The following is a 13,044-nucleotide window of genomic DNA, read 5'->3' on the forward strand; positions in this document are numbered from 1 at the left end:
GCCGCGCCGTCGCCGGTACCGGCGGCGGTGTCGCTCGCCGGGGCCTCGGTGCCCGCAGCAGGTGTGGCCGGAGCCGAGGTGGCCGGTGCCGAGGAGGCGGCCCCCGCGCTCGGCCAGTCCGTCCCGCTCGAGCATCCGGCGAGCGCGAGCGTCGCCGCGGCGACGGCGCCCACCGTCAGCCGGGTCATCGTGGTCCTGCGTGGCCGGTCGTTACCCGTCATGTCTCCCCCGATCGTCGCCCTGCCCCAGAAGGAGCACCGCGTCTGTCCTACTACGAGAGACGCGCTGCACCGCAAGGGGTTGCCATCCGCAACGAGTCGACCGGGTGCAGAACTCATCCGAACGGGCCTCGGCCTGTGGCACACTGACTATTCAAGTTTGAGTATCGAGCTGGAGATGATCCGATGGCGACCGACCGGTCCGCGCGCACGTCCGCCACCCCGCCCCGCTGGCTCAAGCCGCTCAACCGCGTCCTGATGACCCTGCAACGCCTCGGCCTGGGGATGCGCGAGCTCCCGGTCCTCACCGTGGCGGGCCGGCGCTCCGGCCGGCCGCGCCGCACTCCGGTGTCGGTGCTGCACCTCGACGGGCAGCGCTACCTGCTGGTCGGCTACCCCGGTGCCGACTGGGGCCGCAACGCCCGCGCGGCCGGGCGCGGCACGCTGACCGTGGGCCGCGTCGTCGAGCCGGTGCGCCTGGTCGAGCTCGATCCGCAGGCGTCGTTGCCGGTCCTGCGGGAGTGGCCCGTCCAGCTCGCCTCCGGGGCCGCGATGATGCGCGACGCGGGCGTGGTCGAGGACGTCACCCCCGAGGCGTTCGAGAAGATCGCCGGCGTCTGCCCCGTGTTCCGGGTCGAGACCGAGCGATGAGTCCCGGCCGCGAGCCCGGCCCGTCCGGCGGCGCCCCGAGGGGAGCCCTCGGGACCGCCGGGTGAGCGAGGGGACCCCCTGGGGCCTCGGCAGCCGGAGTCTGCCTCCGGCCGGCGCGCGCTCGGCGAGCGCGGCCGTGTCCCGAGGGGAACCCCGGGGACTCCGTGGTGAGCGAGGGGACCCCTCGGGACCGGGTACGCGCTGGCGGCGGCACCGTTCCCGTCCGGACACGCCGTCACCGCGGCGGCCCGGCATCGGACCGCCGCGGTGACGTCACGCGAGGACGTCGGCCGTCAGGCCGGGACCGGTGCGGAGGCGACACCGGTACGCACCGGACGCTCCAGCTCGGCCAGGGTGACGTGCGCGGTCTCCCGGGCGGTCACCGCGGCACCGGCCGCGAGCAGGCAGAGCACGCCGCCGAGCACCGCGACCGGCACCCAGCCGGTCGGGCCCTCGCCGGCCACCGCGGCCGCGATCGTCGGGGAGAAGCCGCCGATCGCGAAACCGATCTGGGTGCCGATCGCCATACCGGACAGGCGCACCTTCGCCGGGAACATCTCGCCGTAGAACGCGGGCCACACGCCGTTGGCGGCGCTGTAGACGACGCCGGACAGCAGGATCCCGGTGCCGAAGATCAGCAGCCAGCTCCCGGTGGAGATCGCCCAGAAGAACGCGAACAGCGCGCCGCCGCTGCCCAGCGCCCCGGTGACGAACACCGGGCGCCGCCCGACCCGGTCGGCCAGGCCGGCCAGCAGCGGGATGGCCAGCAGCGCGACGGCGTTGGCGGCGATCGCGACCCACAGCATCGTCGAGCGCTCCAGTCCGACCGTGTTCACCGCGAACGACAGTGCCCACACGCTGGCCAGGGTGCTCACCGATGCGACCGTCGAGGCGAGCACGACGCGCAGCAGGTTGCGCCAGTGACCGCGCAGCAGCACCGCGACCGGCAGGCTGCGCCGCGCCGGCGCCGCGCCCGCGACCTCGCTCTCGAACACCGGCGTCTCGTGCAGCGTCCGCCGGATCAGCACCCCGGCCACGATGACGATCACGCTGGCCCAGAACGGGATCCGCCAGCCCCAGCTCAGCAGCGCGTCCTCGGGCAGCAGGGCGATAGGCAGGAACGCCGCGGTGCCCAGGATCGACCCGGCCTGGGTGCCGGAGAGGGTGAAGCTGGTGAAGTAGGCCCGCCGGTGGTCCGGCGAGTGCTCCAGTGTCATCGAGTTCGCGCCCGCCTGCTCACCGCCTGCGGAGATGCCCTGCAGCAGCCGGCACACCACCAGCAGCACCGGCGCGAGCGTGCCGGCCTGGCCGTAGCTCGGCAGGCACCCGATCGCGAACGTCGCCGCGCCCATCAGCACCAGCGTGAACACCAGCACCCGCTTGCGGCCGAACCGGTCGCCGACGTGGCCGAGCACGACGGCGCCGACCGGGCGGGCGACGTAGCCGACGCCGAACGTGGCCAGCGCCAGCAGCGTGCCGGCGGCCGGGCTGGACGAGGGGAAGAAGACCTTGCTGAACACCAGCGCAGCGGCGGTGCCGTAGATGAAGAAGTCGTAGTACTCCAGCGCGCTGCCGATCCACGCGGCGAGCGCCGCCTTGCGCGGCTGGGCCACCGGTGCGGTGGCCGCGGCGGCGGAACTGTCGGCGGGATGTGACACGGGGGCTCCAGGAAGTGATGCGTCGTTGCGAACACGGCGAGCACGTGCGGGCACGGGAGCGGGCGGACACGCCACCCGACTATGTACCGTCTGGTTACGTACCGAATGGTGAGTTAGCGGGTCGACCCGTGTCAAGGGCGGACCGGGGACCGCCTCAGGCCCGGCCGACGTGGGCCGTCAGGTACTCCACGACCAGATCGCCCAGCATCCGCCGGTAGTGCTCGCGGCGTCCGGCGTCGAGCAGGTCCCGTTCGAAGATCGCCTGGAAAGTGTGCCGGTTCGCGGTCCGGAACACGCAGAACGCGCTGATCATCATGTGCACGTCCAGGGCGTCCACGTCGTCGCGGAACAGCCCGGCCGCGACGCCGCGCTCCAGGATCCGCCCCAGCACGTCGACGGCGGGGTTCGCCAGCCCGGGCAGGATCGGCGAGGTCCGCAGGTGCTCGGCGTGGTGGATGTTCTCGATGCCGACGAGGCGGATGAACTCCGGGTGCGACTCGTGGTGGTCGAACGTCAGCTCGGCCAGGGCGCGCACGGCCCGGGCGGGAGGCAGGTCGTCTACGGCCAGGGTCTGCTCCAGCGCGCGGATCCCCACGTAGGCGCGTTCCAGCACGGCGACGTAGAGCCCCTGTTTGCTGCCGAAGTAGTAGTAGAGCATCCGCTTGGTGGTGCGGGTGCTGGCCGCGATCTCGTCCACCCGGGCGCCGGCGTAGCCCTGCTCGGCGAACTCGGAGGTGGCCACGTCGAGGATCTCGGCCCGGGTCCTCTCGGCGTCGCGCTGACGGACGGGGTCGCTCGGGTCTGCGGCCACGGTGTGCGGGTCCCTCCTGGTCGCCGGTCGCGTGCGGCGGACTCTACGACCGCGCCGGCCGTCTCCCGTGCCGCCGCCTCTTCTCACGGCACCGGACGTCCGGTACAACTAACTAGACAGTACATAGATCGAGCACCTGGAGCGTCGTGGGCATGGACAGCACTCCGGCCGGGATCGTCCGTACCGGACTGGTCGGCAGCGGGATCGGCCCGTCGTTGTCGCCGGCCCTGCACGAGCGGGAGGCACGCGCGCTGGGCCTTCCGCTGCGCTACACCCGCTGGGACCTCGACGAGCTCGGCGCCGCCCCGTCCGACGTCGAGGCGCTGCTGGGGCGGGCCCGTGCGCAGGGCTACCGCGGGCTCAACATCACCCACCCCTGCAAGCAGCAGGTCATCGGGCACCTCGACGCGCTGTCCGACGACGCCGCCGCGATCGGGGCGGTCAACACCGTCGTGTTCGACGCCCGCGGCGCGACCGGACACAACACCGACTGGTCCGGCTTCCGGGACGGCCTGCTCGCGGGCCTGCCCGGCGCGCCGAGGGACAAAGTCGTGCTGCTCGGCGCGGGCGGGGCAGGCGCGGCCGCCGCGCACGCGCTGCTGCGCCTGGGCACCGGGCACCTCGACGTCGTCGACGCCGACGCCGGCCGCGCACGGCACCTGGCCGACGAGCTGACCGCCCGGTCCGGGTCCGCGCACACCACCGGGCACACCACCGGGCACACCACCGGTCCGGTTGCCCGGCGCGCCGCCGGGCACGGGCGGGACGGGCTCGCCGCCCTGCTCGAGGCCGCGGACGGCGTCGTGCACGCGACGCCGGTCGGGATGGCCGGGCACCCGGGCCTGCCGTTCCCGACGTCGTCGCTGCACCCGGGGCTGTGGGTCGCCGAGATCGTCTACCGGCCGCTGGACACGGCGCTGCTGCGCGCCGCGCGGGCCGCCGGCTGCCGGACCCTGGACGGCGGCCGGATGGCCGTGCACCAGGCGGCGGAGGCGTTCCGGCTGTTCACCGGCCTGTCCCCGGACCCGGCCCGGATGGTGGCGCACCTGGCCGAGCTGGTCGCGGCCGAGGAGAGCGGAGCAGACCGTGTCGCCTGAGCCGCGACCGATCGCCACCCCGGGCGCGGGCACTACAACGGACACGGGCGCCGCCGGACTCCGGACGTCCGTCGCCACCGTCTGCCTGTCCGGCACGCTGGAGGACAAGCTGGTCGCCGCGTCGGCGGCCGGGTTCGACGGCGTCGAGATCTTCGCCCCGGATCTGATCGCCTCTCCCCTGCCGCCGGCCGGGATCGGCGCGCGGTGCGCCGACCTGGGCCTGTCGATCGACCTCTACCAGCCGTTGCGCGACGTCGACTCGACCGACGACGCGCGGTTCGCGGCGAACCTGCGCCGGGCGGAGCGGACGTTCGACGTGATGGCCGGGCTCGGCGCCGTCACGGTGCTCGTCTGCTCCTCGGTCTCCGACGACGCCGTCACCGACGACGACCGGCTCGCCGCGCAGCTGCACACGCTCGCCGACCACGCCGCCGCGCGTGGGATGCGGATCGCCTACGAGGCCCTGGCCTGGGGCCGGCACGTCGGGACCTGGGAGCACTCGTGGGACGTCGTCGCCCGCGCCGACCATCCCGCCCTCGGGCTGTGCCTGGACAGCTTCCACATCCTCTCCCGCGGGTCGGACCCGACCGGGATCGCGGCGGTCCCCGGGGAGAAGCTGTTCTTCCTGCAGCTCGCGGACGCGCCGCGGTTGTCGATGGACGTGCTGAGCTGGAGCCGGCACCACCGCCTGTTCCCCGGGCAGGGCGAGTTCGACCTGCCCGCGCTCCTCGGGCCGGTGCTCGCCGCCGGGTACCGCGGGCCGCTCTCGCTCGAGGTGTTCAACGACGTGTTCCGCCAGGCCGACCCGCTGCGCACCGCCGTCGACGCCCGCCGTTCCCTGCTGGCGCTGGCCGAGGCCACCGCGCTGCAGGGCACGGCGGGGGCGGGCACTGACCCGGTCGTCGAACCCGCCCCGCGGCTCGCCGGGCACGCATTCGTCGAGCTGCGCGGGCCGCGGCGCCCGGAGCCCGGGCAGCCCGGCCCGCACGCAGGCCAGGAGCCCGGCCCCGACCTGGGCGAGGTGCTGCGCGCGCTCGGCTTCGCCCGCACCGGGGTGCACCGCTCCCAGCCCGTCGACCGGTGGGAACAGGGCGATGCCCGGATCCTGGTGAACGCAGGGACCGGGTCCGACCCGGGTACGGGCACGGCCACCGCGATCGCGGCGCTGGCCGTGGAGTCGGCCGACCCGCAGGGCTCGGCCCGGCGGGCGCAGCGGCTGCTGGCGCCGCTGCTGCCCCGCCGTCGGGGCCCGGACGAGGCCGACCTGGCCGAGGTCACCGCACCGGACGGCACGTCGCTGTTCTTCTGCCGGACCGACGTCACCGGCGGGGCCGGCTGGAGCGGCGACTTCGTCCCGACCGGGGAGCGCCCCGGGCCGGGCACCGGCGTCACCGGCATCGACCACGTCGGGCTGACCCAGCCGTTCGACGTCTTCGACGAGGCGACGCTGTTCTACCGCTCGGTGCTCGGGCTGGCGCCGTGCGCCGAGGGCGAGTTCGCCGCCCCGTTCGGCCTGGTCCGCAGCCGCGCGCTCGCCGACGACCGCCGCGCGGTCCGGATGGCGCTGACGGTGTCGCTGCTGCGCCGCGGCGAGTGGGCGCCCGGCGTGTCCGACCCGCAGTACGTCGCCCTGGCCACCGACGACGTCATCGCCACCGCACGGGCCGCCCGAGCCGCCGGAGTCCCGCTGCTGGACGTTCCGGCCAACTACCACGACGACCTCGACGCCCGGCTCGCCCCGCCGCCGCAGCGTCTGGCCGCGTTCCGCGAGCTGGGGGTCCTCTGCGAGGCCACCGCCGACGGCGCCTATCTGCAGGTCTGCACCGAGCTGCTGGACGGGCGGCTGTTCCTGGCCCTGGTGCAGCGGGTCGGGGGCAACGACGGCTACGGCTGGTCCGACGCGCCGGTCCGGATGGCCGCGCACCGCCGGGCCCGCACCGCGTCCGCACGGCGCACCTGACCTGCTGCGCGGGCGTCACCCGTACCCGGGCCGGAGCGACCGGCCGGCGTCATGCCGGTGTCGGCGCCGATGCCGGTGCCGGTGCCGGCGCGAACAGGGTCCCGCGCAGGCTCCCGACCGCGGTGCGCAGGGCGACCGTGGCCCAGGCGCCGACGAGACCGACGTAGAACACCACGGCCAGCCAGGAGAGGGTGTCCGACCCGCTGTGCAGGGCGAGCGCGCTGGTGCCGGTGACGACGGTGCCCACCGGGAACGTGAACGACCACCAGGTCAGCGAGAACGGCAGCTTCTGCCGGGCCGTGCGGATCGTGACCGCGGCGGCCAGCGCGATCCAGAGCAGCGCGAACCCGAACACCGGGATCCCGTAGACGAGCCCGAGCGCCGAGAACGCCGACGCGTACGGCTCGGGCAGCGCGAGATGGGCCTTCTCGCCGAGCAGGTTGGCCGCGGTGATCGACTGCCCGAGCCAGCCGAGCACGATCCACAGCGTCGGCACGGTCGCGGCCGGGCCGAGCTTGTGCATGGTCAGCCGGTACCAGATCAGCGTCGTGACGATCACCGAGGCGAGCAGGGCCAGCCCGAACATCGCGTAGCAGCTCAGCAGCAGGGTCAGGCGCAGCTCCCCGGCCGGTGTGTACGGCACCAGCGCCGCGCCGGTGGCGGCCGAGACCATCGGCGGCACGACCGGCATCAGCCAGCCGCCGAACGTCGAGTCCGGCGCGAGGTCGTGGCGGGTGAACATCAGGTACGGGATCGCGACCGCGCTCGCCAGGCCGGCGACGGTGCCCACCAGCCACAGCACGACGCCGACGTGCACGGCCGTCGTCTCGCCGAGGACGTCGCGGCCGAGCAGCAGGGTGCCGGCGCCGACGGTCAGCAACGCCATCGGCGGGGCGCCGTAGAACTGCGCCGCCACCGGGTTCGCGGCGTGCCCGCGGGCGGTGTCGCGGTGCCGCAGCCAGTGCGCGGCCGATGCCACCGTCAGCGCCACCAGCATCACCGAGGCGATCACCCACACCGCCAGCGCGGCGACGTGCAGTCCCGGCAACCGGTGCGGCAGCGTCACCGCGGCGTTGGCCACGATGCCGGTGCCCATGATCGAGGCATACCAGTTGGGGCCGAGGTTCGCGACGACGTCACGGGGATGGGCGAGATCGCGCAGCAGCCCGGCCCGCTGCAGCGGGTGGCGCGGGTCGCCGGTGGCGACGACGTCCCCGGTGGTCGGGTGGGCGCGGGGGACGACGGAGGTGGGCATGGCGTTCACGGTGCCGTCCGCGAGCGCACGACGGTACCGGCCCCGGAGCGGGCAGCTCACAAGCCCTGGTTGTGGCTCGACCTATACTCCGGTTGTGGCCCTCTCCGCGCACGTCCCCGATCTCACCTCGCTGGAGCTGCTGGTGACGGTGGCCCGCGTCGGCAGTCTCGGCGGCGCGGGCCGGGAGTTCGGGCTCACCCAGCAGGCGGTGTCGGCCCGGATGCGTTCCGCCGAGGCGCTGGTCGGCGTGCGCCTGCTGCGGCGCGGCGTGCGCGGCACGGCCCTGACCGACGAGGGCGCGATGCTGGTCGACTGGGCGCGGGGCGTCCTGGCCGCCGCGGACGAGCTCGACGCCGCGATCACGGCCGTGCGCGGAGACCGCGACGGGCGGCTCGACGTCGCGGCCAGCTTCACCGTCGCCGAGTTCCTGCTGCCCGGCTGGCTCGCCCGGCTGCGGACCGAGCTCGGCCCGGAGACGGGCGTCAACCTCGTGGTGCGCAACAGCGAGCAGGTCGCGGCGCTGGTGCTCGCCGGCGAGGCGGACCTCGGTTTCGTGGAGGGCCCGACCCTGCCGGACGGGCTCGACGCGGTGACCGTGGCCACCGACCAGCTCGTGGTCGTCGTCCCACCGGAGCACCGGTGGGCGCGCCGCCGGGACGCGGTGGCGGCGGCGGAACTGGCCGGTACCGCCCTGGTCACCCGGGAGCGGGGGTCGGGCACCCGCCTGGTGCTCGACCGCGCCCTCGACGCCGCGGCCCCGGACACCACCCGGCCGACGCCCTCGCTGGAGCTCTCGGCGACCACCGCGATCCGCCAGGCGGTGCTGGCCGGAGCCGGGCCCGCCGTCCTGTCCACGGTGGCCGTGCAGGACGACATCGAGACGGGCCGGCTGGTCCGGGTCCGGATCGCGGGAGAGCTCGACCTGCGCCGCGAGCTGCGCGGCATCTGGCCGGAGGGGCCGGTCCCGGCCGGCCCGGCACGCTCCCTGCTGCGGATCGCCCGCCAGCGGGCCGGCCGCAACGGCACCGCCCGGATGGGCTCCCGCGCCGCGACGGCGTGAGCGCTCAGGTCGCCTGGTCCGGGCGCCGCCCGCCGACCAGGCGCGCCGAGTAGATCGAGTACCCGTCGATCCAGCGGGCCACGGCGGTGGCCAGGAACGTCGCCAGGATCATCGGCACCATCAGCCCGAACCCGGTGTGGGTCAGCTCCAGCACCATGACCAGACCGGCCAGCGGCGCCTGCATGGCGGCACCGATCATCGCCGCGGCGCCGATCATCGCGTAGGCGCCGACCGGCGCGCCGGGCCAGAGCAACGACCAGGCCGCTCCGAGGAACGCGCCCAGCGCCGCGCCGGTGCTCAGGGTCGGCGTGAACAGGCCGCCGGACGCGCCGCTGCCCAGACACATGGCCGTCACCATGGGCTTGAGCAGGAACAACGCGCCGAACAGCAGCACTCCGCCGACACCGGTGAACGCCTGCTCGGCCATGTCCTTGCCGTTGCCGAACAGCTGGGGCAGGGCCAGCCCGACCGCGGCGAGCACCGCGAACGCGGCCAGCGGGGCGATCAGCTGCCACCACCATCGCGACGGCTGGTGGTCCGAGACCCAGGCGATCAACCGGACGAACGCCGCGGCCAGCACCCCGATCACCGGGCCGGCCAGCACCGCCCACACCAGGGGCGCGAACGCGAACTCGTAGGCCGGTAGCTCCAGGTAGGTCGGGATCGGCGGCAGGTACACCCAGGCGACGACGGTGGCGATCCCCGAACACGCCAGCGCGGGCAGCACCACCGGCAGCCGCACGGCCCCGACCAGCACCTCCGCGGTGAACAGCGCGCCGCCGAGCGGGACGTTGTAGACACACGCCAACCCGGCCCCCGCGCCGCAGGCGACCAGCAGCCGGCGCTGCGGCACGCTGAGCCCGGACCAGGTCCCGAGCAGGCTGCCGCACACACCGCCCATCAGCTTGGGCGCCGCCTCCCGGCCCAGCGACGCACCGAGCCCGACCACGATCTCGGAGAGCACCGACGTCCCGGCGCTGCGCCGGAAGTTCAGCTTCCCGTCCCCGGTCCAGATCGAGTCGTCGACGTCGGTGCTGCCCGGCACGTGGCGCCGCAGCAGGAACCAGCCCAGGCCGGCCACCACCCCGGCGACCAGGAGCGGCACGACCCGGCCCAGGGTGTCGGCGCGTTCGACCGCGTCCTGGAAGCTGCCCTCCCCGGCGCCCGGACCGAACGCCAGGTCGGCCACGGTGAACAGCAGCAGCATCAGCAGCACGCCGAACAGCCCGGCGCCGATGCCGGTCAGCACGACCATCGCCCAGAACCGCACGGTCAGCGGCACGTCCCCGTCGCCGGTGACGTTCGGCTGGTCCATCGCCGCGCGGCCGGAGGAGATCCGGCTGCGCAGCAACGGTTGCGGCTGGCGCTGACGTTCGCTTCGCCGGGCGCCGGTCATTCCCGGACCACCCCACACCGACCGTTCATGCCGGCCATCCTCCCCCGTGACCCGACGGGGCGGTCAGCCGCCGTAGGCCTCGACCGGGGGGCACGAGCAGACCAGGTTGCGGTCGCCGTGCGCGCCGTCGATCCGGCGCACCGGCGGCCAGACCTTGCGGTCGTGCACGCCGGGCGTCACGCCGGTCGGGTACGCGGCCAGCTCGCGCGGGTACGGGTGGTCCCACTTGTCGACCAGGCACGCCACCGTGTGCGGCGCGCCGCGCAGCGGGTTGTCCTCCACCGGCCACTCCCCCGCCGCGACCCGGTCGATCTCGCCCTTGATGCCGATCATGGCGTCGACGAAGCGGTCGATCTCGACGACGTCCTCGGACTCGGTCGGCTCCACCATCAGGGTCCCGGCCACCGGGAACGACATCGTCGGCGCGTGCAGGCCGTAGTCGGTCAGCCGCTTCGCGACGTCGTCGATCGTGACGCCGGTGTCCTTGGTGATCTTGCGCAGGTCCAGGATGCATTCGTGGGCGACCGAGCCGTCCACGCCGGCGTAGAGCACCGGGTAGTGCTCGCCGAGCCGGCGTGCGACGTAGTTCGCCGCCGCCACCGCGGTCAGCGTGGCCCGGCGCATCCCCTCGACACCCATCATCCGGACGTAGGCCCAGGAGATCGGCAGGACGCCCGGGCTGCCGTAACGGGCCGCGGAGACCGCGCCGACGCCGCCGTCGGCGACCGGGGTGGCACCGGGCAGGAACGGGGCCAGGTGCTCGGCCACCGCGACCGGCCCGACGCCGGGACCGCCGCCCCCGTGCGGGATGCAGAACGTCTTGTGCAGGTTCAGGTGGCTGACGTCGCCGCCGAAAGCGCCCGGGCGGGCCACCCCGACCAGCGCGTTCAGGTTCGCGCCGTCGACGTAGACCTGTCCGCCGGCGTCGTGCACCGCGCCGCAGACCTCGCGCACGCTCGCCTCGTACACCCCGTGCGTCGACGGGTAGGTGATCATCAGAGCGGCGAGGCGCCCGCCGTGCTCGGCGATCTTGGCGCGCAGGTCGTCGAGGTCGACGTTGCCGCGCGGGTCGGTGCCCACGACGACGACGCGCAGCCCGGCCATGATCGCCGACGCGGCGTTGGTGCCGTGCGCGCTGGCCGGGATCAGGCAGACGTCGCGCCCGGTGTCGCCGTTGCTGCGGTGGTACGCCGCGATCGCCAGCAGCCCGGACAGCTCGCCCTGGCTCCCGGCGTTGGGCTGCAGCGACACCGCGTGGTAGCCGGTCAGCTCGGCCAGCCAGCGCTCGAGCTGGGCGATCATCTCCCGGGAGCCCGCGGTGTCGGCCTCGGGCGCGAACGGGTGCAGGTCCGCGAACTCCGGCCAGGTGATCGGCTCCATCTCCGCGGCCGCGTTGAGCTTCATCGTGCACGAGCCCAGCGGGATCATCGTGCGGTCCAACGCCAGGTCCGCGTCGGCGAGGCGGCGCAGCCAGCGCATCAGCGAGGTCTCGGAGCGGTGGTCGTGGAACGTGGGGTGGGTCAGGTACTCCGACGTCCGGCCCAGCGCGTCCGGCAGCGCGTCCGCGGTGGCCGCGTCGAGGGCGTCCACGTCGGGCACGTCGACCCCGAACGCCGACCACACCGTGTGCAGGTGCGCGACCGTGGTGATCTCCGAGGTGGAGACCCCGACCTCGTCGGGGCCGATCGGACGCAGCGCGATCCCGGCGTCGTGCGCGGCCGCCACGACGGCCTCGGCCCGGCCCGGCACCCGCGCGACGACGGTGTCGAAGAAGCTGTCGTGCGCGATCTCCACCCCGCCGGTGCGCAGACCGGCCGCCAGGACGGCGGCCATCCGGTGGGTCCGGCGCGCGATCGCGGCCAGGCCCTCGGGCCCGTGGTAGACGGCGTAGCAGGCGGCGACGACGGCGAGCAGCACCTGCGCGGTACAGATGTTCGACGTCGCCTTCTCCCGGCGGATGTGCTGCTCGCGGGTCTGCAGGGCCAGCCGCAGCGCCGGGTTGCCGTCCGCGTCGCGGGACATGCCCACGAGACGGCCGGGCAGCTGGCGGGCGTGGCGTTCGCCCACCGACAGGTACGCGGCGTGCGGGCCGCCGAACCCGAGCGGGACCCCGAAACGCTGGGTGGTGCCGACGGCGGCGTCCGCGCCGAGCTCACCGGGCGGGGTGAGCAGCGTCAGGGCCAGCAGGTCGGCCGCGACGGCGACCAGCGCGCCGCGCTCGTGCGCGTCCGCGATCAGCGACGACGGGTCGGCGACCCGCCCGGACGCGCCCGGGTAGCTCACGAGCAGACCGAACATCTCGCCGTCCGGCAGGCCGCCGGACAGGTCGGTGATCTCCAGCTCGATCCCGAGCGGCTCGGCGCGGGTCCGCAGCACCTCGATCGTCTGCGGCAGAGTGTCCGCGTCCACGACGAAGCGCGGGCTCTTCGACCTCCCCGCGCGGCGCAGCAACGTCATCGCCTCGGCCGCGGCCGTCGCCTCGTCGAGCAGGGACGCGCCGGCGACCGGCAGCCCGGTCAGGTCCGAGACCGTGGTCTGGAAGGCGAGCAGCGCCTCCAGCCGTCCCTGGCTGATCTCCGGCTGGTACGGGGTGTAGGCGGTGTACCAGGCCGGGTTCTCCAGCACGTTGCGCCGGATCACCGACGGCGTGCGGGTGCCGCTGTAGCCGAGCCCGATCATCGGGACGGTGACGGTGTTGCGGGCGGCGATCCCGCGCAGCTCGGCGAGCATGTCGGTCTCGCTCGCCGGCTCCGGCAGCGAGGTCGGCACCGTCTCCCCGTCCTCGCCGTCGCGGATCGCGTCCGGCAGGGCCGCGCGGGCCAGCTCGTCCAGCGAGGACAGCCCGAGGGTCTCCAGCATGGTGGCGAGACCGTCGGGGCGGGGGCCGACGTGCCGGTCGGCGAAGGGGACCCCTCGCTCGAGGTCGGCGAGGGACGGG

Annotated in this window: 9 protein-coding genes and 1 pseudogene; 4 read left to right on the plus strand and 6 right to left on the minus strand. The window is 74.7% G+C overall.

Translation table 11 applies throughout. The features are described 5' to 3' along the window. A pseudogene (locus I4I78_RS21285) lies at positions 1-188 on the minus strand (hypothetical protein); the annotation flags it as partial. 216 nt (positions 189-404) lie between these two features. Here I4I78_RS21285 and I4I78_RS21290 point away from each other — a divergent pair. Beyond that, positions 405-869: a nitroreductase/quinone reductase family protein gene (locus I4I78_RS21290; RefSeq protein ID WP_218613217.1), complete on the plus strand. Its 465-nt coding sequence runs from the start codon at positions 405-407 to the stop codon at positions 867-869. 293 nt (positions 870-1,162) lie between these two features. On the opposite strand, the gene I4I78_RS21295 is transcribed toward I4I78_RS21290, so the two are convergent. Then, a complete protein-coding gene (locus I4I78_RS21295; RefSeq protein WP_308252269.1) occupies positions 1,163-2,527 on the minus strand; it encodes an MFS transporter in 1,365 nt (454 codons plus the stop codon). Between the two features lie 154 nt (positions 2,528-2,681). Next, complete coding sequence (locus I4I78_RS21300) at positions 2,682-3,338, minus strand: TetR/AcrR family transcriptional regulator (protein ID WP_218613218.1); 657 nt, start codon at positions 3,336-3,338, stop codon at positions 2,682-2,684. A gap of 152 nt (positions 3,339-3,490) precedes the next feature. Between I4I78_RS21300 and I4I78_RS21305 the strand changes: the two genes are divergently transcribed. Together I4I78_RS21305 and I4I78_RS21310 are read left to right on the plus strand one after the other, a co-directional pair. Beyond that, the gene (locus tag I4I78_RS21305; protein WP_218613219.1) at positions 3,491-4,435 is read left to right on the plus strand and encodes a shikimate dehydrogenase; all 945 of its coding nucleotides are present in this window, start codon (positions 3,491-3,493) and stop codon (positions 4,433-4,435) included. 85 nt (positions 4,436-4,520) lie between these two features. Then, positions 4,521-6,395 (plus strand): sugar phosphate isomerase/epimerase and 4-hydroxyphenylpyruvate domain-containing protein, encoded by a 1,875-nt coding sequence (locus I4I78_RS21310; protein ID WP_226380160.1) that lies wholly within the window; start codon positions 4,521-4,523, stop codon positions 6,393-6,395. Positions 6,396-6,444: 49 nt separating this feature from the next. On the opposite strand, the gene I4I78_RS21315 is transcribed toward I4I78_RS21310, so the two are convergent. After that, positions 6,445-7,650 carry a TDT family transporter gene (locus tag I4I78_RS21315; RefSeq protein WP_218613220.1) on the minus strand — a complete coding sequence of 402 codons (1,206 nt, stop codon included), beginning with the start codon at positions 7,648-7,650 and terminating at the stop codon, positions 6,445-6,447. A gap of 94 nt (positions 7,651-7,744) precedes the next feature. On the opposite strand from I4I78_RS21315, the gene I4I78_RS21320 reads away from it, so the two are divergent. Next, positions 7,745-8,710 (plus strand): LysR family transcriptional regulator, encoded by a 966-nt coding sequence (locus I4I78_RS21320; protein WP_308252270.1) that lies wholly within the window; start codon positions 7,745-7,747, stop codon positions 8,708-8,710. Between the two features lie 4 nt (positions 8,711-8,714). Here I4I78_RS21320 and I4I78_RS21325 read toward each other — a convergent pair whose 3' ends face one another. Both I4I78_RS21325 and gcvP read right to left on the minus strand, forming a co-directional pair. After that, positions 8,715-10,106, minus strand: a complete 1,392-nt coding sequence (locus tag I4I78_RS21325) for a chloride channel protein (protein ID WP_218613222.1) — start codon at positions 10,104-10,106, stop codon at positions 8,715-8,717. Between the two features lie 63 nt (positions 10,107-10,169). Then, a partial coding sequence (gene gcvP, locus I4I78_RS21330) for an aminomethyl-transferring glycine dehydrogenase (RefSeq protein WP_218613223.1) occupies positions 10,170-13,044 on the minus strand: 2,875 nt, incomplete at its 5' end.

It is taken from the genome of Pseudonocardia sp. KRD291 (genome assembly GCF_019263595.1).
Lineage (GTDB): Bacteria > Actinomycetota > Actinomycetes > Mycobacteriales > Pseudonocardiaceae > Pseudonocardia.